This window comes from Antarctobacter sp. (genome assembly GCF_048262615.1).
GTDB lineage: Bacteria > Pseudomonadota > Alphaproteobacteria > Rhodobacterales > Rhodobacteraceae > Antarctobacter.
Genome location: NZ_JBLXFB010000001.1, coordinates 23,573 through 42,899 on the forward strand (window position 1 = coordinate 23,573; position 19,327 = coordinate 42,899).

The window sequence follows — 19,327 nt, forward strand, 5'->3', positions numbered from 1 at the left end:
GCGGCCAAGGATTTCTCCGGAGTCCGTCCCGGCCCGTTGCATCCGGTTCCGCCCCGGTGGCTTTGCGTCAAATGGCGGGACGGTTTTCGTCAATCCCCATTGCAGCACCATTGGGGAGCGGCTATAGAGACCGCCGAAGCACCCATAGCTCAGCTGGATAGAGCGCTGCCCTCCGAAGGCAGAGGTCTGAGGTTCGAATCCTCATGGGTGCGCCACATATCCAGTTAACCTGTTGTTTTGTCTCGCACGATTGCGACACTCTCACCTGAGTTTCCAACCCGGTTTCCAGAAACCATTGCCCGTTTGTTCGCCGCGCGGGTGTCGTGCGCGACTTTCCTCAGGGACTCGTGCCCTGTCCGGTCTCCGATCGGGGCGGGGTCCGGCCGCCCTCCGCGAGGATCCCGCCGCGCGACTGTCCGGCCGGGCTGTCGTCTACTGCGGCCGGGCCAGACGCCGGCCGGTCAGACCTGCCCATCCGCTCAACCCCCGCTTCCAATCGGCGACCGCAACGACGATGCCGATCAGCGCCACGGCGATAAAGACCCGGCGCAGGGCGGTCGAGATAGGACACCAGGGGCAGGGCGCGATCCATGGGTGAGCGGCATGGAGACGGTCGTCCGTTTGGCCGCGCATTCTCTCCTGACCAGGGCGATTCTGCCTGCACATCGCTACGTCCTCGGCGGGTCCTTAGTGACGGATCACCTGCTGCGCCCAAGGCCTGAATTTCCGGTATCGAAGCTGCGGGCTGCAACGGTTCTTGGTATACCGGATTTCATCAACGATTGCGTCAACTTACCACACCACGGACCGCATGATGGCACAAACCGGACTGGCCACATTGTCAACAAAATAGATTTTTTCTTGCTTTTGAGGGAGATTGGAATGTATCATTTTTGTGAGTAGAAGCGAACTTTGCGCCCTCCGGCTCTTTGGTAATTGCTCTGTAGTGATGCAGCTTACCTGGAAGGTTTTTCGGTTGGGGTAGCAAAGACAACTACCTCCCCCTGTTCCGAAAATCTGCACCAGTTCCGAATTGCGCACGGCGCACGGCACACGGTCATGCGTTTGGGAAATACAACATGGAGAAAAAAATGAAGTCGTTCCTCACAGCAACTGCCGTTTCCACCGTCCTGGCGACAGGCGTTCATGCCGCAGACGAGGTCAAGTTCCAGCTCGACTGGCTACCCGGCGGCGACAAGGCCGCTATTTTCGTGTGTATCGAACGCGGCTTTTGCGAAGATGCAGGGCTGAACGTCACCCTTGAAACCGGTCGCGGTTCTTCGGAATCGCTGACAAAACTGGCCACCGGCAACACAGACATCGGCAATGCGGATATCGGCGCATTGATGGCGGCTCGGGTGACCGAAAATCTGCCCGTGACGGCGGTCATGTCCTACTACAATCAGGGCCCGCACGCGTTTTTCACTCTCAAGGGCAACGGCATCGAAAGCTTTGCCGACGTCAAGGGCAAGAGCCTCGTTACCTCTCCTTTCACCTCGTCCAACGTCTATCTGCCGCTGGTTTTGCATGACAACGGATTGACCATGGACGATATCGAGTTGATCAAGACCGATCCCGGCGCACTGAATCCGATGCTGGTCACCGGCCAGACCGACGCGGTGGTGTCCTGGATCACCGATGTCACCCGCTATACCCAGCAGGCCAAGGACGCGGGTCGCGAAATGATCGTGCTGCCCTGGGCCGATGCCGGACTGGTGATGTATTCCGGTACGGTTGTCGCATCCAACAAGTTTCTTGAAGAGCGCCCCGACGTCGCACGCCGGTTCCTTGATGCCTTTGTGAAGTCCGTCGAATACATGCGCGACAATCCCGACGATGCCGCTCAGGCGGTCACCGATGCTGTGCCGGAAATGGATCAGGCGACGGCGCGCGGCTCGCTCAACGATGCCCTGGTGCTGATCTTCAACGAAATCACCGAAACGGACGGACTAGGTGTATTCGACGCCGAGCGGCTCAAGGCAACATGGCTGCGCGTGGCCGAAGCCCAGGGGTTCGATGTATCCGATCTCGACCCTGAATCCGTGGTCGACCGTAGCTTTATGCCGGAGTCCTGAACATGAACGTCGAAACCAATTCGGCGCCTGCGATCCAGTTCTGCGATGTCGAAATGAAATTCGATACGCTGGCTGGTGAGATTGTCGCGCTGCAAAACGTCGATCTGTCCATCAATGACCACGAGTTCGTGGCAATCCTCGGCCCATCGGGCTGTGGAAAATCCACCCTGATGCGGCTGGTTGCGGGGCTTCTTGATCCAACGGCAGGCACCGTTGACGTGCACGGCAGGAAGGTGACAGAGCCACGTGACAATATCGGCATCGTGTTCCAGAAGCCGACGCTCTTGCCCTGGGCCACGCTGGGGGACAACGTGGTTTTCCCGATGAAGCACAAATACGGTAAAGTGACGCCGGAACAACGGGAACGGGCCCATGAATTGCTGGACCTAGTCGGCCTCAGGTCACTGGAAAAGCGGCGACCGGGGCGGCTTTCGGGTGGCATGCAGCAGCGTGTGGGCATTGCACGCGCCCTGCTGCACAATCCCGACATCCTGTTGATGGACGAACCCTTTTCGGCGCTTGATGCGCTGACCCGCGAGGAAATGGGGTTCGAACTTCTCAACATCTGGCAGAAGCATCGCAAGACGGTGATGTTCATCACCCACTCAATTGTCGAGGCCGTTCTGCTGGCCGACAGGGTTATCGTGATGAGCAATGGGCCGGGTGCCCGCGTGGCCGAGGATATTCGCGTTCCCGCACCGCGCCCCCGAACCGGGGAATCCATGCGACTGAGTGAAATGCAGGACTTGGCTGCGCATCTGCGCGACCTCCTTATGACAAGAAAGGTAGCCTGACATGGCCGGTACTCTTGATCGAATGAACCGTATCCCCGGCTTGTTTCCCGGACTGACATTCCTGACCATCCTTGTCGTGTGGGAGCTCAGCACACGTTTTCTGCCTATCCCGTCCTTCTTGCTGCCGGCGCCAAGCCGGATCGCGGAAGGCTTTGACGCGGTGACTTTTTCGCGCTGGTTCGCGCATATCTGGGCAACCCTGCGCGTGGCGCTGACCGGCTTCCTTCTGGCCATCGCCATTGCCTTGCCGACCGCAATCCTGCTGACCCGGTCAAAAATCGTCTCGGCCGGGCTGTATCCGCTGCTGGTGGTGATCCAGTCGACGCCGATCGTGGCGGTGGCACCGATCATCGTCGTCACTCTTGGCTCGGGGGATTCCAGCCGGGTTCTGATCACCTTCCTGATCTCGTTCTTTCCGCTGGTCGTGTCGATGACGACCGGTCTGAAGGCGACGCCGGAGGAACTGATAGAACTCAGCCATTCGCTCAAGGCGCCGCTGATCCGTGAATTCACCCAGATCCGCATTCCCTTCGCGATCCCCTACATCTTTTCGGGGCTCAAGATCTCGGTGACCCTGTCGATCATCGGCGCGGTGGTTGCGGAATTCGTGGCGGCGGACAAAGGGCTTGGATACTTCATCCAGTTCTCGACCTCGCTGTTCAAGATCCCACAGGCCTGGGCGGGCCTTGGCATTCTCGTGCTGATGTCGCTGACGCTGTTTCAGATCATCACGCAGATCCAGAAACGGGCGTTCCCGTGGAGCCTGCCGAGGGAGGGGAAATGACCAACTTCCTGATCAAGAACGCAGAAGGAATCCTGACCGGCAAGATCGGTCAGGAGGCCCGCGCCAAGGGCGACATCCGGGTCAGGGACGGGGTGATTGCCGAACTGGGCAATCTGGAAGCCAAGCCGGGAGAGAAGGTTATTGATGCCGGGGGCTGTGTCGTCACGCCCGGCCTCGTGAACAGCCATCACCACCTGTTTCAGAGCTGTCTGAAAGCCGTGCCAAGTGGGATGAATGAAACGCTTGCGGCCTGGTTGCGGCTGGTGCCGGTCACGCATTGGCCGTATGTGGACGAAGATGTGATGCGTGTATCGGCCAAGGTCGGTATGGCGGAGCTTGTGCTGAGCGGGGCCACGACCGTATCGGACCATCACTATTTCTACAGTGATCGCTACGATTACGACCCCAGCGAAGTGCTCTTTGACGTCGCCGGAGATTTCGGCACACGCTTTGTGCTGGCCCGAGGCAGCGCAACGAAGACCCGCAAGTACGATGGCGACAATTCCGCGAGCGTCCCGACCGAAAGTCTGGAGCAGATGCTGGAATCCGTCGCTGCCACAGCACAACGCTGGCACGATCCTGCGCCGGATTCGATGCGGCGTGTGGCGCTTGCGCCCACAACGCCGACGTTCTCCGTAGACATTGGCGAGTTGAAAGAAATCCGGCAGGCCGGGCGCGACATGGGCCTGAGGCTGCACTCTCATCTGAGTGAAAACAAGGATTACGCCAACTACACGCTGGCCAACTACAAAATGCGTCCGGTGCATTGGCTGGCCGAACACGACTGGCTGGGCGAGGATGTCTGGTTCGCGCATATGGTTGACATCGATGAGAGCGAAGTGAAGGTCCTGGCTGAAACCGGAACCGGCATGTCGCATTGTCCGCAGGCCAATGCGCGGCTTGGGTCGGGTATCGCACCCACGGCTGCGCTGCACGCTGCGGGCGGCACGGTGTCGCTGGCGGTTGATGGTGCCGCGGCCAATGAGGCGGCAGATATGGGGACGACGCTCTATCTGGCCTTTGCTTTGCCCCGCGCCGCCAACCAAAACATCGCCAGCAGGGCAGAAACTGTGCTGAGTTGGGCCACGGCAGGCGGGGGCAAAGTGCTGGGGCTTGATACCATCGGCACGATCGAGGTCGGCAAGAGCGCCGACATCGCGATTTTCGACCTCGACACGCCAAGATACTTTGGCCAGCACGATGCGGTGATCAGCCCGGTGATTTCTGCCGGAGACCTGTCGGTGCGCCATAGTTTCGTGCAAGGTCGGCCGCTGGTGGAAAACGGCAAGATCCCTTGGCTGGATCTCACCGAATTGCGCCATGAGGCGCGGAGGGTGGTTGAAAAGCTGAAGTCCATCGAACTCTGAACCACCGGCCAATCGAACAACAACCAAAGCCACGGGGCGCGCGCGCGCCCCGTGGCTTTGCGTTTTTGAACACATGTCCAAACGTTTGCCGCTTCGGTTTCTCACCCGCCTGATCCCGATTGCCTTTGTCGTGATCTGGACCGCCGGCTTCATCGTCCGCGAAGCGGGCGGGCGGATGGGTGTCGGGATATGTGCGCACGGCATCTATCCGGGCGGGGTGCTCTTTGCCATTTCAAGTGGGGGTCCGGTATCGTGTTGGGCATTGCCGGGCCCGGAGGGCTGCCGGGTGCCTTGGCCCCAGTGCACTTGGCTCCAGAGCACTTGGCTTCAGTGCAATTGGCCATTCGGCAGCGGTTTCGGCATTGCCGGGTATATCTTTGGGCACAGTGCTCCAGAAACGTATCGGAGGGGAAATTGCGCTGTTGGCCGGTTCCGTCGCGCGAGTGACAAGCTTCTTCGATCTGGTGCCCGCTTTGACCGCGGTGCGGGCCCGGCGTTTCTTTGACCAAAGGATATCCGGGCTGTCGGCGTTCGGCACCCTTGGGGCCGTCTGCGGTGCCTCTCTCGTGATCAGGCCCCCGCCGCGACCCGTGGACCCTAAATCGTCTCGCCCGTCCAGCGCTTGACGATACCGGCGTCGAGGTCAAACAGATCGAGCACCCTGCCGACCGAATGGTCGACCATATCAGCAAGGCTCTGGGGCTTGGCATAGAAGGCCGGGACGGGGGGATAGATGATCCCGCCCATTTCCGTCACCGCCGCCATGTTGCGCAGATGGCCCAGGTGCAGCGGAGTTTCGCGCAGCATCAGCACCAGCCGCCGCCGCTCTTTTAGCACCACATCGGCGGACCGTGCCAGCAGGCTGGATGTGGTGCCACAGGCGATCTCGGCCATGGTCTTGACCGAACAGGGGGCGACGATCATTCCCATGCTGCGGAACGACCCGGACGAGCAGCCCGCACCGATATCCTTGTTGGAGTGGGTGTGACTGGCCAGCGCCTCAAGGTCGGCAGCCGTGAAATCGCATTCATGCGCCATGGTGATCCGGGCGGCATTCGACATCACCAGGTGCGTTTCGATGTCCAGATCGCGCAACACTTCGAGCATGCGCTTGCCATAGATGACACCGGACGCGCCCGAGATGCCGACGATCATGCGTCTGGATAAGGTCATGTCCGCGGCCTCACCCTTTGCCACGCAGAAGGTCGGCCGCCCGTTTCTGTGCTGCCTCGCTGATCAGCGCGCGCGTGCCATGGAATCCCGGACCGCGGGTGGCGTCCAGCCCCATGCGCGAGGTGGTGCCGATGCCGCTGGCCGAGGGGTCAAGCGCGTTGCCCGGCAGGCCCTCGATGATCACCACGTCGCGGTGCGGCTGGAAATGGCTCGACAGCGCCCAGAGCACCTCTTCGTCACGGGTGATATCCACATCCGCATCGACGACGATGACGTTCTTGAGATATTGATCCCAGCCAAGCAGCCCCAGCATGACCTGCCGCGCTTCGCCTTCACGGCTCTGGTTCATCGCCACGTAGGCGTGGAAATGGGTGCCCGAAGACGGGTAGTGCACCGCCGTTATCGAGGGAAAACGTGCCTTGAGCTTTTCGACCATCTCGGCCTCGCGCGGGATGCGCCCGAGGTTCAGGTGTTCGGCCGAATTGCCACCCGCGACGCTGACGAGGATCGGGCTTTCGCGCCGCAGAATGGTTTCCACGGTGAACAGGTTGTTGGTCGAGCGATCCGAGGAATAGCCGGTAAATTCCCCGAACGGGCCTTCCTCGACGCTGGCATCGGGGTCGATCACCCCTTCCAGCACGATTTCGGCATGGGCTGGCACGCGGATGCCATATTTCGGGGTTTCGACCACTTCCAGAGGCGCACCCATCAGCCCGCCGGCAATGGCGCGCTCGTCCTCTTCAAACGCCAGCCGGGCCGAAGCCGCCAGCATGAAAAGGGGATGACCACCGATGATCATCGCGACCGGCATCGGCTCGCCCCGGTCCTTGGCCATGTTCAGCAGACGCCACAAATGTCCGCGCGAATGCAACGATGTGGCAAGCTGGTTTTTCGCGTGGATCATCGCGCGATGATAGGACAGGTTGCCGATCCCGCTTTCGGGATCTTCGCCCAGAATGATGCCGGAGGTGATGTATTTCGCAGCGTCGGTTTCAAAATGCTTGAGCATGGGCAACAGGTTCAGGTCGACGTCATCGCCGGAAATGACCTGCTCCATGACCGGGCCGGTCGTGACCAGTTCGCAGGGCATCGCCGCGCGCGAGCGTGCCTGATAGGCGGCGTGCAGCCCGGATTCGTCGGTGTCGAACAGTCGCGCGATCCGCGTTCGGGAGCCAAAAATGTTGCACAGCACCGGTGACTCCAACCCCTGCACGTTCTTGAGGTTCAGCATCGGATACTGCCCCTTGGCCGCAAGCGCCCAGATCATCGCCGTCGCATCCTGGTCATCCGATACCGGCGCGTCGATCTCGATCACATCATCGGGCTGGGCCGCGGTATAGGTGGACAGGAAATGCCGGACGTCCTGTGCATGATAAGTGGTGGCGTGTGGCGACTTGGACATGGAGAAGATCCTGAAATCTGGGGCCCCTCACTCTGGCGGCCCTCACGTTCGGGGCCTTCAAGGTCGGGCGGGGATGTCGGTGGCGGCGCCCGGAACCGTGGCGCCGCCAGCTTTGGTCAGGCCGGTTCCAGATGCTTTCCGGTGGCCCTATCGACGCCGGCATAGCTGTCGGTCAGGCGCGCTTCGGCGTCCTTGGCGTCGCGCGGGGGCGGCGAAGGGTCGATGCCCACAAGTTTGGCGACATTGTTGCCGAGGTAGCCTTCGAGATCCTCTTCCGAAAGGTTCATCCCGTGCGGCGCATCGTGGCAAAGCACCTCCAGCTCGCGCAGCCACATGCCCGGATCGTTGGGCGGCGTGTCGGTGCCGAAGACGATCTTGTCCTTGGGCAGCTGCTGGGCGAATTCCACGATCCGCGACTGGAAGCACCAGCCGCTTTCGCAATAGACGTTGGGCGTGTCCATCGCCATCCAGAACGCCTCGAAGCTGTAGTTGCCCCCGGTCTGGATGCCGAAGTGACCGATGATGAAGTTGACCATCGGAAATTCGCGGATGATCGGGTAGAACATCGTCGGAATGGTATAGGGCCCGTCGCCGGTGTGAATCAGCACGATGATGTTGTATTTCGCGCACATTTCCATTGCCGGGCGCAGCCAGTCCAGACAGCGGTCAGGGCGGTAGCCATGCATGTTGGCGTGCAGCTTGATCATCTTGAAACCGTATTCCTTGTGATGGAATTCGATCTCCTTGGCGCCGTTTTCCGGTCCCCAGCGCGGGTTGTAGCTGAAGTTGCCGATGAAGCGGTCGGGGTAGTTGTGGCACAGCTCGGCGCAATAAGACATGTAGTCGCGAATGCCTTCGCGTCCCATGCGATTGCCATCGCGGTAGCCGGTGTTGCCCGGCGGCGGCTGAATAAAGCCCATGTCGATCCGGCGCTTTTTGCCGTTGATCATGTAGGGGCCATCCATCAGTTTCAGCATCCGTTCGCCGGTGAAGGGCGTGCCGGTATGGCGCCATGCTTCGTCCACCAGATTGGTCGGATGGAGATGGGTGTCGATAATCATCTTTGTCTCCTTTGGGAAAGGGTCGGGCGCCTTATTCGGCAGGTTCCAGCGTCACACCTTTGTCACGCAGATAGGCTTCGGCCTCGGCCACCGTTTTGGGCGGGGCGGTGGGCGTCAGCCCGATCATCCGGGCGGTGTTGTTGCCGAGATAATCCTCCAGCGTGTCCTCATCGAGGTTCAGCCCCTGGGGCGGCTCGTGGCAAAGCACTTCCAGCGTGTTGATCCACATGCCGGGTTCGTTCGGCGGCGTATCGGTGCCGAACAGGATCTTGTGCTTCGGCAGTTCCTTGGCAAATTCCACGATCCGGCTTTGCAGGCACCAGCCGCTCTCGCAATAAACGTTGGGTTCATCCATCCCCATCTGGAACGGCTCGAAGGTATACACCCCGCCGGTCTGCACGCCGAAGTGCGCAAGGACGAAATTCACCTCGGGGAATTCCCGGATGATCGGAACGAATTCCGTCGGGATCGAATAGGGGCCATCGCCGGTGTGCAGCTTGACCATGATGCCCAGATCGGCACAGACCCGCATCGCCGGGCGGATCCAGTCGAGCGCCCGGTCGGGACGGTAGGCGTGCATGTTGGCCTGCAACTGCACCATCTTGAAATCGAACTCCTTGACGTAACGCTCGATTTCCTCGGCCCCATTCTGCGTGCCGTAACGCGGATTGTAGACAAAGCAGCCGATAAAGCGGTCCGGATGTTCGCAAACCATCTTCTCGGTATAGGCCATGTATTCGCGGATCGCGGCCTTGCCTTCCTTTTCGTGAATGCCGTGGGTGTAGATCGTGTTGCCCTGCGGCGGTTGGATGAAGGCCATGTCAACGCGGCGTGGCTTGCCGTTCACGTAATAAGGCCCATCCATCATCTTGATCAGCCGCTCTCCGGTGAACGGATCGCCGTCATGGCGCCAGGCCAGATCGACGAGATCCGTCGGATAGCAACTCAGGTCGATAATCATGGATATACTCCTGTGTCTGGGTGCTTGGATGCAATGCAACCCCAACGCAGCCAGAGCCGCGCGCACACCACCGGACGGCGGCTTAACCCACGGCCCATGGCGGAAGCGGATTCGGCGGATATGTTGGGGACTTTCGACAACGCAGCCTCACCTCTCAACGGGTTGGTGAGCAATTGGCTGCGCTTCTACTCCAGCTTTGAATCAATCAGATTCGGCAGGGGGTGTCAACAAGGATTGACATTTAAGTCATTGAATTTACGTGAAATAATGGAAAGGCACAAAGGCCCACGCGCCGAAGCGCGCGGGCCAAAGTGCCGGTCGTCGATAGGGGGAGTCGTTCAGTCGACGAGGCAGGCCGAGAGCCGGGAGGACAGGCTCTCGCGGTCCAGATCACGGCCGATAAAGACGATCTTCGAGCGACGCGGCGCATCCTGCCAGGGATGGTCGGGGCGCAGGTCCAGCAGCGTGTGCACCGCTTGCAGAACGTGGAACCGGTCGTCTCCTGCAATTGACAGGATGCCCTTGGTGCGGAAGATCGCGCTGCCCTGTTTCTCCAGATAGGAAATCAGGAAGTCGCGCAGCTTATCCAGCACGAAAGGCCGCTCAAAGGTAAAGCTGACCGAGGATACGGTTTCATCATGAAGATGGCCGTGGTGGTGATCGTGCCCGTGATCGTGCCCGTGATCGTCGTCGGCGTCCATGTCGATCTGGAGGATCTCCGCGCGCTCATTCACATAGGAGGGCTGGAACCCGTTGACGTTGAGAATGCGCTTCAAATCCACGATGCCGTATTCGGACCGCATGATTTCCGCCGTCTGGTTCAATCCGCGCAAGCTCGACTCCAGCGATTGCAGCCCGTCCTCTTGCGCCAGGTCCACCTTGTTGACGATGATCCGGTCGGCAGCAACGATCTGGTCAACCGCCTGGTTGTCGCGGCCATCCAGCACCGGGTCGTAAAGATGCTGGTCGATGTGCTTTGCATCCACCAGAGTCACGATGGCATCCAGGTTGACCGCGTCGGCCACCGCGCGGTCGGCAAAGAACGCGGTGGCGACCGGGGTCGGATCGGCAAGGCCCGAGGTTTCGACGATGATATGGTCGAACTTGTCCTTCTGGGCCAAAAGCTTCTTCATCACGTCGATCAGGTCGTTGCGGACGTCGACAAAGCAGCAGATGCAGCCGTTCTGCATTTGATAGATCTCTTCGTCAGAGGCCAGCACCAGATCACTGTCCACATCGATTTCGCCGAATTCGTTCTCGATCACCGCGATCCGGTGGCCGTGGCGTTCGGTCAGGATGTAGTTCAACAGCGTCGTCTTTCCGGAGCCGAGAAAGCCAGTCAGAATGGTGATCGGGATCTTGTTTTCTGCGACTTCATGCACTTGCATCGAGAGCCTCCTTCTTGTCTTTCAGAGCGTTCAGAATTTGATCCGGCGTGATCGGATAGTGGCGAAAGCGCACCCCGATGGCGTCGTATATGGCGTTGGCAATCGCCGGTCCGATGGCGATGATCGGGTCTTCGCCAATGCCCTTGGCGCCCCAGGGGCCGCTTGGATCTGGTGCCGCTTCCAGGATCACCGTTTCGATATCCGGCATGTCCATCGACAGCGGCATCTTGTAGTCCACCAGCCCGGCGTTGAGCGAGCGCCCGGTCTTGGTGCAGACGACGTAATCCTCCGACAGGGTATGGCCGATGCCTTGCTGGATGCCGCCCTCGATTTGGCCCTGTGCGGCGATCGGGTGGATCACCTTGCCCAGATCATGCACAGGCAGCACCCGGTCGACCTGTACCTGCCCGGTCTCCGTATCCACCGTCACCTCGACGAAATGCGCGGCAAAGGAATAGGACTTTGTGGGTTCATAGGTGCCACGCCCGAGGATGTTCGCCGCGGGAATGCCGCGGGTCGGGCCCATGGCCTCGGCCACGCTCATCCTTTGCTCGTGCGCCCCGTGAAGATGGATGATCCCCTCGGATATGACCAGATTGTCCGGCGAGGTCTGCATCTTTTCGGCGGCGCGCTTGAGGATGCCCGCACGGGCCTCGGCGGCGGCCATGCGTGTCGCGCTGCCCACCAGATAGGTGGTGTGGCTTGCAAAGGCACCGATGTCCCACGGCACCGCATCGGTATCGCCATGCACAACGTTGACGCTCTCGAATGGCATGCCAAGCTCTTCGGCCGCAATCTGGGCCAGCGCGGTATGGGCGCCCGTGCCAAGCCCCGCCGCGCCGGTCATCAAGGTGATCGAGCCATCCTCGTTGACCTTGAGCAGCGCGTTGCCCTGTTCCTTGATGCCGGGGTAGGCCGATGAGCCGTGCATTTCACACCCCAGACCCCACCCCCTGCGGAAATGCGGGGTGTTCGGGTCCGAGCAGCGGTTTTGTGCGCGCAGACCCGACCAATCGAACCTTTCCATGCCGGTCTTGATACACGCCTCAAGCCCGCGCCCGATGATCGCATGGCCTGAAGGCGCGATATCGCCGTCGCGCACCGCATTCTGCAACTTCAGGGCCGCCGGATCCATGCCCAGCTTTTCCGCCGCTTCATCCATCTGGATATCCAGCGCGTAATAGGTCTGGACCACGCCGAACCCGCGGAACGCCCCGGCAATCGGCAGGTTGGTATAGTAGGTCCGCGCCTCTGCCCGAATGTTTTCGCAGCGATAGAGCGAGGTGGCGGAATTTACGGACACCGTCGTCACGCCGGGGCTGTGCGAGCCATAGGCCCCGGAATCAAACACGATGCTCATGTCGCGTGCCGTGATCGTGCCGTCATTGCGAAAGCCCTGCTTGAGCCGCAACTTGAAGGGATGGCGCGACCGCCCGGCGATAAAGGTCTCGTGCCGCGTGAACTCCATGCGCACCGGGCGGCGTGTCTTCTTGGCCAGCAGGGCGCAAAGAAATTCGTGCTGGAAGCAATCCTGCTTCGCCCCGAATCCGCCTCCCATGTGATCGACCAGCACCCGCACCTTGTTGAGCGGGAGACCCAGCACTTCGGCGAGGATGCCGCGCACCATGAAAGAGGTCTGGGTCGAGGTCCAGAACGTGAGTTTGCCCGCGCCGTCCCAATCGGCAAGACAGATGTTGGGCTCCATGTAGGCCGGGGTTGGTCGGCCGCCGGAAAACTCGTTCTCAAGGATGAAATCCGCCTCGGCAAAGCCCTTGTCCACATCGCCACGTTCAACCTTGACCGGGGCAAGCACCAGATTGCCGCCGGGGCCGACCTCATGGATCAGGGGCGCATCGGGTTTCATCGCCTCTTCGGGGGTGAAGACGGCCGGAAGCTCCTCGTATTCCACCTCTATCAGGTCGAGCGCCTCGTCGGCGATCTCTTCGCTGATTGCGGCCACTGCGGCCACGCCTTCGCCCCAAAAGCGCACCTTGTCATCGAGGATGTACTGGTCCTTGGTGCATGAGGCAGAGCGCGGGTGCGGCGAACCATAGTGCAGAACGCGCGGCACGTCCTTGTGAGTCAGCACGGCTTTCACGCCGGGATAGGCCAGCGCCTTTGACACGTCGATGCTTTTTATCCGGGCATGAGCCACCTCGGAACGCTTGGTCTTGCCGTAAAGCATGCCGGTCGGTTTCAGGTCGCCCACATAGCTGCCTTCGCCGGTGACTTTCTCGATCACGTCGGCGCGCTTGACGCTCTTGCCAATGACGCGGAAATCGTTTTGCAGGGGCTGGGTTGGCTTGTTCATGGCATTGCCTCCTGCGTGCGGGTCGCGCGGATGTCTGCGGCCGCGCTGCGCACGGCGTCGAAAATCTTGGTGTAGCCGGTGCAGCGGCAGATGTTGCCGCTGAGGCCAAAGCGGATCTCGGCGTCGGTCGGGTCCGGGTTTTCCTCCAGCAGCTTGCGCGCCATCATCAGGATACCCGGTGTGCAAAAGCCGCATTGCGAGGCACCGTGGCGCATGAAAGCGTCCTGAAGCGGATGCAGCACCTCGACCGAGGTCTGAAGTCCCTCGACGGTTTCGATGCTTTTGCCCTGCGCCTCGACGGCCAGCATCAGGCAGGCATTCGTCGGTTTACCATCGACCAGGACGGTGCAGGCTCCGCAATCGCCGACATCGCAACCCTTCTTGGTTCCCGTCAACCCGACCTCTTCGCGCAGGGTATCAAGCAGCGAGCGGTGGCCTTCGGTGACGACATCATAGGGGTCGCCGTTGATGGTCATTTCCACGATCTGTTTCATGCTTTGGCCTCCATTGCTGATTTGACGGCGCGGCGGGTCAGGACACCGACCATGTCGCGGCGATATTCCGCAGTGGCGCGCACGTTGCTGATCGGCGTGCATTCGGCCATTGCCGCATGGCCCGCGCGCTGAATGATGCTGTCGGTGATGATCTGGCCGTTCAGGATCGCTTCGGCTGCCGAAGCCCTCAGCACAACCGGGCCGACGGCACCAAGCGCAATACGCGCGGCAAGGCAACGGTCGCCGTCAAGGTCGAGTGAGACGGCCACGCCCACGGTGGCCAGTTCCATCGCCTTGCGACGGCCATGCTTGATATAGGCGCGGCCACTGTCGGGCGCGGGGGGCGGCACGATGATCCCGGTGGCAATCTCGCCACGCTTCAGGACGGAGCGGCCCGGCCCGGTGAAGAAGTCGGCCAGCGGTATCCGGCGCATGCCCTGAGGCGAATAGATATGGATGATCGCGCCGTCGGCAATCAGCGGCGGGATGGTATCCGCAGAGGGCGACGCCCGGCAGATATTGCCCACCACGGTTGCGCGGTTGCGCACCTGGATCGAGCCAAGTTGGCGCAGCGCCTCCGCGAAGTTCGGATAGGTCTGCTGAACGCCCTGAATAACCTCAAGTTGACGCGCCGTGACCAGCGCGCCAAAGGTCAGGCCCGTTGCCGCGTCCCAGGTGATATCGGACATTCCGGGGATAGACTTGATGTTCACCACGTCGCTCACCGTCCTCAACCGCTCGCGGATCTCGACCAGCAGATCCGTACCCCCGGCGTAGACGTAGGCGTTTTCGCCCAGATCCCTCAGCAGCCGGGAGGCTTCTTCAAGCGTGGATGGTTCGTGGTAAGCAAAGCGTCTCATCGCAGCTCCTTTCTTTTGCGCACGGACCGGTACGCGTTCGATGGATGGCCGCTTTCCTTTTGGGGGCTTCGCCAGTGGTTATGTCCGGAACATATCTCCGGTCAGGCAGGTGTGGACGTCTCGCCGTCCTCCGCCTTTTTGGCATTGATGTCGCGCAGCATTTCCGAGCGGAGCGCGGACAGCAATTCATGGTTGTAGTGGGCGGCCTCGTCCCCGTCACCGCGGGCGAGGGCTCCCAGCGTCTTGATATGGAGCTCGTTGCCGGAAAACTGCGAGGCCTTGCCGCCGCGGAACGACAACAGAAGCGGCTGGCAATTGATCAGGTCATCGAGATACCGCGACATGAACTTGTTGCCCGCATGATGGCCAACTTCCATGTGAAAGCGGCGCGACAGGTGCCGGGCCTCTTCGATCCTTGCCGCGTCATAGGCGGCGGCCTCGGAGCTGACGATGTCCTGCAACGCGGCGCGCGCCTTGTCGTCAAACTTGTGCGCGAGAGCCTTTAGCAGCGCGGTTTCGATCACGATGCGCGCTTCAAACACCTGGAGCGCTTCTTCTTCGGTCAGTTGCGCGATACGTGCGCCCTTGTTGCGCAAGGTCTCGACCAGTCCGGCATTTGCGAGCCGCAGCAGCCCGTTGCGGATGGCCTGCCGGTTTACTCGGGCCACATCCGCCAATTCCCGTTCCACCACCCGGTCCCCCGGCAGCAACCGGTGGGACTGGACCGCATCGACCACCACGGAAAACACCCGCTCCTCCGCCGCAGGGCCGCTCTTCAGCTCGGATCGTTTGGCGGGGGGTCTTCGGAAAGGAGAGTGTTTCACGGCAACCTCTGAACATTTTCATGATCAGGCTAGGGTGGTCCTGATATTTTGTCAACAAAGATAGTAAAATCGTTTAATCATATATAGTTGGTTTGATCAAAGTGGCCGTTTGGGCGGCTTGTGCCCGCATCTCTTCGCCAAGATGTGCCCGCGTCGAATCGGATGCGCGGAGCAGGGCCGGGGCCACGCGCCGGGTCAGTCCCGTTTGCACTACGCTGGATTTCGTTCCGCCCTCGGCAAGTCGCCGCAGACCTTGGCGACAGGGCCCCGCCGACAGCTTGTCTGCGCCAAACCGGGACCGATTGATCGAGGCACCAGCGGACAGGGCCGGTGGCGTCTCACGCGGCATCTTCAGTTCGAGGGATGCGCCGGATTGACTGACGTAGGGCCGCATGACTTGGGGAGAGACCAAACGCAGGATTGGCTTGGACGTTCACAAAGCCACGGTTTCGATGGCGATCGGGGGCGCGGCGGTGCGGGTCGGGCGGGCGGTATGGGTTTGCTTGTGCTGTCCAGCTACCATGCTGGATTCACAAGATGATTCCCTCATGGGCCTTGTGCGTCAGAGTCCCGAAAAATCGCAAACCTGCACCCCGCACTGGTCCCGTTTCGGTCCTGATACCCCGTGATGACCGCGACCTGAATCTGTATGCGACAGGGTCCACATGATGAGCCTCGGGTGAAACCTGCCTCCTTCGCGGCCCTCCAAAGGCAGCGGGCTGGGGGTCCAGACCCCAAGGGTGCGCCACGCCCCGGACAATTGATCGCAAGCCGGCTGGTTTCGTTGTCGGCGGGTGCCGCGCCGGTCGGGAGCAGCCGAAAGGCGCACCCGGCCAGAGGCAGAACTCAGAACTCAGAGCCAGACGTCAGGGCTCCAGCGTGTGTTTGATGTCGCCGGTGTCCAGCACCGGCGAGGCGTCCAGATCCTCGGCATCCAGCATCGATGCCACGCGTTCCAGACTGGACACCAGCATCGCCTGTTCCCAGTCTTCCATCGCGGCGAACTTGCGCACAAAGCGCTGTTGCAGCGGGTCCGGTGCCTCGATCAGCGTCTGCTGGCCCTTGGCGGTGATATGGATATTGATCTGGCGGCGGTCCGTCTCTGATTTCTCCCGCACCGCAAGCTGCTGCCGCACCAGTTTGTCGACCAGCGACGTCACCGTCGCCTGTGACACGCGCATCTGGACAGAGATTTCCTTGGCTGTCGCGTGGCTGCGCTCCCCGATGATCTGAAGCACCCGGAACTGCACGGCCGTGACCCCGGCAACACGTTTCAGTTCGCGGTTGTAAAGCTCTGTCGCGCGCAGGATGCGGCGGATGGCGATCAGGCAGGTGTCAACACGGTCCATCGGGTGTCCAGTCCTAAAGATTACCTATCCTACAAGGCGCAGGAACGCCCTACAAAGAGAATAATGTTTCGTAAATCTAAGGGTAAAATGGCCCATATGGATGAATGGACGGGCATTTTGACCAGATATCCACAAAATATGCTTTGAATGTTGAAATACATGCTGCGCTGCGCTAAGTACCCTCCAAAGCAATCAAGGAGACTGCACCAGATGCGACACGCGCGCGAAATCACTCGTTCCAACCTTCCCTCCCTCCGGTGCCCGACGGCAGAGGATGGCGCGGGGATCTGGGAACTGGTACGCGCCTGCAAGCCGCTCGATGAAAATTCGATGTACTGCAATCTTTTGCAGTGTGACCACTTCGCCGACACCTGTGTCGTGGCCGAACTGGACGGTGAGACTGTCGGCTGGGTGTCGGCCTATTTCCCGCCCAACGACCCCGACACCTTGTTTGTGTGGCAGGTCGCGGTGTCCGAAAAGGCGCGCGGTCTGGGTCTGGGCGGCCTGATGCTGCAATCCATCCTCGACCGTGAGGTCTGTGAGGACGTGACCCGTTTGCAGACCACCATCACCGGCGACAATGAGGCGTCCTGGGCGCTGTTCCGCAAGTTTGGCCGGATGCAGGGCCGGGGGCTGGACGTTCAGCCCTACTACACCCAGTCGCTGCACTTTCAGAAGCGCCACAAGACCGAAAACCTCGTGACCATCAAACTGGACGAAGAGATGGCGCAGGCGGCCTGAGCCCCGCGCCCCACGTCCTTTAATGCACAGAATGAAAGAGACCGACATGTCATCGCAAACCTTCAAACCGACCATCTTCAAACGACGTGAATCTGAGGCCCGCAGCTATTGCCGCGGGTTCGACACCGTGTTCACCACCGCGCTGGGGTCTGAAATGACCGATGCGGCGGGCCGCACCTATATTGACTTTCTGGCGGGCTGTTCCTCGCTGAACTACGGCCACAATGATCCGGACATGAAGGCCGCCCTGATGGCGCATCTGTCCGAAAACGGCATCGCGCACGGGCTGGACATGCACACCGGCGTCAAGGCGCGGTTCCTTGAGACGTTTGAGGACGTGATCCTCAAGCCGCGCGGCATGAGCCACAAAGTCATGTTCACCGGCCCGACCGGCGCCAATGCAGTCGAGGCGGCGATGAAACTGGCCCGCAAGGTCACGGGTCGTCGCAATATCATCGCCTTCACCAACGGCTTTCACGGCATGACCATGGGCGCGCTGTCCTGCACCGGCAACGCCGGCAAACGTGCCGGGGCCGGCACGCCGCTGGGCGGCACAACCCACATGCCGTTCGAGGGGGCCTTTGGCGAGAACGTCGATAGCCTTGAGATCATCGAACAGATGCTGGGCAACCCGTCTTCGGGTGTCGATGCTCCGGCGGCGTTTATCATCGAGCCGGTGCAGGGTGAGGGCGGTCTGAACGCCGCATCGCCCGAGTTCATGCAGGGCATCGCACGCCTTGCCAAGGAACACGGCGCGCTGCTGATCGTCGACGACATTCAGGCAGGCTGCGGCCGCACCGGGCCGTTCTTTTCCTTTGAGGAGATGGGGATTGAGCCGGACCTGATCCCGATGGCGAAATCCTTCAGCGGGATGGGCCTGCCGTTTGCGGCGCTGCTGATCAAGCCGGAACTGGATATCTGGAAGCCCGCCGAACACAACGGCACCTTCCGTGGCAACAACCACGCCTTTGTCACCGCCCGTGTGGCGATCGAGAAATTCTGGAGCGATGACGCCCTGCAAAAGGATGTCGCGCGCCGGGCGACGATGATCGAACACACGCTGGAAACCATCGCCACAATGGTGCCGGGGGCCAAGCTGAAGGGCCGTGGCATGATGCGCGGCGTCGATGTCGGCTCTGGCGATCTGGCGGGCGCGATCTGCGCCGAGGCGTTCGAGAACGGTCTGATTATTGAAACCTCTGGTGCCGGGGATGAGGTGGTCAAGGTGCTTGCCCCGCTGACCACACCGGATGAGGTTCTGAAAGACGGGCTCAACATCCTGACAGAGGCGGCGCGGTCCGTTCTGACGACACAGAAGATGGCGGCGGAGTAACCGATATGATTGTCAGAGACTTCGAAGAGATCAGCAAGACCCAGCCCGACCGCGTTGTCTCGGACGCGCAGTGGACAAGTGTGCGGATGCTTCTGGCCGACGACGGCATGGGGTTTTCGTTTCACATCACCTTCCTTGAGGCGGGCTCGGAACATGTGTTCGAGTACAAGAACCACTTTGAAAGCGTGTATTGCATGCAGGGCAAAGGCTCGATCACCGATCTGGCCACGGGTGAGGTGCACCACATCAAGCCCGGCGTGATGTACGCGCTGGACAAACACGATCGTCACCGTCTGAAGGCGGACGAAGAGCTGGTCATGGCCTGCTGCTTCAACCCGCCGGTGACGGGCAATGAGGTCCACCGCGAAGACGGATCTTATGCTGCCCCCGAAGAGGTAGAGGCCTGAGCC

At 60.9% G+C, this 19,327-nt stretch carries 17 protein-coding genes and 1 tRNA gene; 8 read left to right on the top strand and 10 right to left on the bottom strand.

The features are described 5' to 3' along the window. Positions 1-138 precede the first annotated feature (138 nt). The 5 genes from ACN0S5_RS00125 to ACN0S5_RS00145 all read left to right on the top strand — a co-directional run bounded on the left by ACN0S5_RS00125 (position 139) and on the right by ACN0S5_RS00145 (position 5,020). A tRNA-Arg gene (locus ACN0S5_RS00125) sits at positions 139-215 on the top strand. Positions 216-1,091: 876 nt separating this feature from the next. Beyond that, positions 1,092-2,075, top strand: a complete 984-nt coding sequence (locus ACN0S5_RS00130) for an ABC transporter substrate-binding protein (protein ID WP_417204894.1) — start codon at positions 1,092-1,094, stop codon at positions 2,073-2,075. A 2-nt stretch (positions 2,076-2,077) separates the two neighbouring features. Beyond that, the gene (locus ACN0S5_RS00135; RefSeq protein WP_417204895.1) at positions 2,078-2,869 is read left to right on the top strand and encodes an ABC transporter ATP-binding protein; all 792 of its coding nucleotides are present in this window, start codon (positions 2,078-2,080) and stop codon (positions 2,867-2,869) included. Position 2,870: 1 nt separating this feature from the next. Further along, on the top strand, positions 2,871-3,653 hold the full coding sequence (locus ACN0S5_RS00140; RefSeq protein WP_417204897.1) for an ABC transporter permease: 783 nt from the start codon (positions 2,871-2,873) through the stop codon (positions 3,651-3,653). Then, positions 3,650-5,020, top strand: a complete 1,371-nt coding sequence (locus ACN0S5_RS00145; RefSeq protein ID WP_417204898.1) for an amidohydrolase family protein — start codon at positions 3,650-3,652, stop codon at positions 5,018-5,020. The genes ACN0S5_RS00140 and ACN0S5_RS00145 overlap by 4 nt, the downstream gene beginning before the upstream one ends. Before the next feature lie 597 nt (positions 5,021-5,617). Here the strand turns inward: ACN0S5_RS00145 and ACN0S5_RS00150 are convergent. The 10 genes from ACN0S5_RS00150 to ACN0S5_RS00195 all read right to left on the bottom strand — a co-directional run bounded on the left by ACN0S5_RS00150 (position 5,618) and on the right by ACN0S5_RS00195 (position 16,843). Next, positions 5,618-6,193: a UbiX family flavin prenyltransferase gene (locus ACN0S5_RS00150; protein WP_417204899.1), complete on the bottom strand. Its 576-nt coding sequence runs from the start codon at positions 6,191-6,193 to the stop codon at positions 5,618-5,620. Positions 6,194-6,203: 10 nt separating this feature from the next. Next, positions 6,204-7,595 carry a UbiD family decarboxylase gene (locus tag ACN0S5_RS00155; protein ID WP_417204901.1) on the bottom strand — a complete coding sequence of 464 codons (1,392 nt, stop codon included), beginning with the start codon at positions 7,593-7,595 and terminating at the stop codon, positions 6,204-6,206. 116 nt (positions 7,596-7,711) lie between these two features. Further along, the gene (locus tag ACN0S5_RS00160) at positions 7,712-8,656 is read right to left on the bottom strand and encodes an amidohydrolase family protein (protein WP_417204903.1); all 945 of its coding nucleotides are present in this window, start codon (positions 8,654-8,656) and stop codon (positions 7,712-7,714) included. A 31-nt stretch (positions 8,657-8,687) separates the two neighbouring features. After that, complete coding sequence (locus ACN0S5_RS00165) at positions 8,688-9,617, bottom strand: amidohydrolase family protein (RefSeq protein ID WP_417204904.1); 930 nt, start codon at positions 9,615-9,617, stop codon at positions 8,688-8,690. Positions 9,618-9,955: 338 nt separating this feature from the next. Then, complete coding sequence (locus ACN0S5_RS00170; protein ID WP_417204905.1) at positions 9,956-11,005, bottom strand: CobW family GTP-binding protein; 1,050 nt, start codon at positions 11,003-11,005, stop codon at positions 9,956-9,958. Next, a complete protein-coding gene (locus ACN0S5_RS00175; RefSeq protein ID WP_417204907.1) occupies positions 10,992-13,316 on the bottom strand; it encodes a xanthine dehydrogenase family protein molybdopterin-binding subunit in 2,325 nt (774 codons plus the stop codon). Before ACN0S5_RS00175 ends, ACN0S5_RS00170 begins: the two co-directional genes overlap by 14 nt. Continuing rightward, positions 13,313-13,810: a (2Fe-2S)-binding protein gene (locus tag ACN0S5_RS00180; RefSeq protein WP_417204909.1), complete on the bottom strand. Its 498-nt coding sequence runs from the start codon at positions 13,808-13,810 to the stop codon at positions 13,313-13,315. The genes ACN0S5_RS00175 and ACN0S5_RS00180 overlap by 4 nt, the downstream gene beginning before the upstream one ends. Beyond that, positions 13,807-14,670, bottom strand: coding sequence for an FAD binding domain-containing protein (locus ACN0S5_RS00185; protein WP_417204911.1), 864 nt, complete (start codon positions 14,668-14,670; stop codon positions 13,807-13,809). The genes ACN0S5_RS00180 and ACN0S5_RS00185 overlap by 4 nt, the downstream gene beginning before the upstream one ends. Before the next feature lie 101 nt (positions 14,671-14,771). After that, positions 14,772-15,419: a GntR family transcriptional regulator gene (locus ACN0S5_RS00190; RefSeq protein ID WP_417204912.1), complete on the bottom strand. Its 648-nt coding sequence runs from the start codon at positions 15,417-15,419 to the stop codon at positions 14,772-14,774. 941 nt (positions 15,420-16,360) lie between these two features. Beyond that, positions 16,361-16,843, bottom strand: coding sequence for a MarR family winged helix-turn-helix transcriptional regulator (locus ACN0S5_RS00195; protein ID WP_417204914.1), 483 nt, complete (start codon positions 16,841-16,843; stop codon positions 16,361-16,363). Between the two features lie 210 nt (positions 16,844-17,053). On the opposite strand from ACN0S5_RS00195, the gene ectA reads away from it, so the two are divergent. From ectA to ACN0S5_RS00210, 3 genes are read left to right on the top strand one after another with little or no spacing between them, the layout of a single operon-like run. Next, a complete protein-coding gene (gene ectA, locus ACN0S5_RS00200) occupies positions 17,054-17,584 on the top strand; it encodes a diaminobutyrate acetyltransferase (RefSeq protein ID WP_417204915.1) in 531 nt (176 codons plus the stop codon). A 46-nt stretch (positions 17,585-17,630) separates the two neighbouring features. After that, entirely contained in the window at positions 17,631-18,917 is a 1,287-nt protein-coding gene (ectB, locus tag ACN0S5_RS00205) for a diaminobutyrate--2-oxoglutarate transaminase (RefSeq protein ID WP_417204917.1), read from the top strand. Between the two features lie 5 nt (positions 18,918-18,922). After that, positions 18,923-19,324 carry an ectoine synthase gene (locus tag ACN0S5_RS00210; protein WP_323770004.1) on the top strand — a complete coding sequence of 134 codons (402 nt, stop codon included), beginning with the start codon at positions 18,923-18,925 and terminating at the stop codon, positions 19,322-19,324. The last annotated feature ends 3 nt before the right edge of the window (positions 19,325-19,327 follow it).

Bases quoted from the DNA above. Each gene is read 5' to 3' on its own strand.
- ACN0S5_RS00130 (WP_417204894.1), top strand. From the start codon at position 1,092: ATGAAGTCGTTCCTCACAGCAACTGCCGTTTCCACCGTCCTGGCGACA.
- ACN0S5_RS00135 (WP_417204895.1), top strand. From the start codon at position 2,078: ATGAACGTCGAAACCAATTCGGCGCCTGCGATCCAGTTCTGCGATGTC.
- ACN0S5_RS00140 (WP_417204897.1), top strand. From the start codon at position 2,871: ATGGCCGGTACTCTTGATCGAATGAACCGTATCCCCGGCTTGTTTCCC.
- ACN0S5_RS00145 (WP_417204898.1), top strand. From the start codon at position 3,650: ATGACCAACTTCCTGATCAAGAACGCAGAAGGAATCCTGACCGGCAAG.
- ACN0S5_RS00150 (WP_417204899.1), bottom strand. From the start codon at position 6,193: ATGACCTTATCCAGACGCATGATCGTCGGCATCTCGGGCGCGTCCGGT.
- ACN0S5_RS00155 (WP_417204901.1), bottom strand. From the start codon at position 7,595: ATGTCCAAGTCGCCACACGCCACCACTTATCATGCACAGGACGTCCGG.
- ACN0S5_RS00160 (WP_417204903.1), bottom strand. From the start codon at position 8,656: ATGATTATCGACACCCATCTCCATCCGACCAATCTGGTGGACGAAGCA.
- ACN0S5_RS00165 (WP_417204904.1), bottom strand. From the start codon at position 9,617: ATGATTATCGACCTGAGTTGCTATCCGACGGATCTCGTCGATCTGGCC.
- ACN0S5_RS00170 (WP_417204905.1), bottom strand. From the start codon at position 11,005: ATGCAAGTGCATGAAGTCGCAGAAAACAAGATCCCGATCACCATTCTG.
- ACN0S5_RS00175 (WP_417204907.1), bottom strand. From the start codon at position 13,316: ATGAACAAGCCAACCCAGCCCCTGCAAAACGATTTCCGCGTCATTGGC.
- ACN0S5_RS00180 (WP_417204909.1), bottom strand. From the start codon at position 13,810: ATGAAACAGATCGTGGAAATGACCATCAACGGCGACCCCTATGATGTC.
- ACN0S5_RS00185 (WP_417204911.1), bottom strand. From the start codon at position 14,670: ATGAGACGCTTTGCTTACCACGAACCATCCACGCTTGAAGAAGCCTCC.
- ACN0S5_RS00195 (WP_417204914.1), bottom strand. From the start codon at position 16,843: ATGGACCGTGTTGACACCTGCCTGATCGCCATCCGCCGCATCCTGCGC.
- ectA (WP_417204915.1), top strand. From the start codon at position 17,054: ATGCGACACGCGCGCGAAATCACTCGTTCCAACCTTCCCTCCCTCCGG.
- ectB (WP_417204917.1), top strand. From the start codon at position 17,631: ATGTCATCGCAAACCTTCAAACCGACCATCTTCAAACGACGTGAATCT.
- ACN0S5_RS00210 (WP_323770004.1), top strand. From the start codon at position 18,923: ATGATTGTCAGAGACTTCGAAGAGATCAGCAAGACCCAGCCCGACCGC.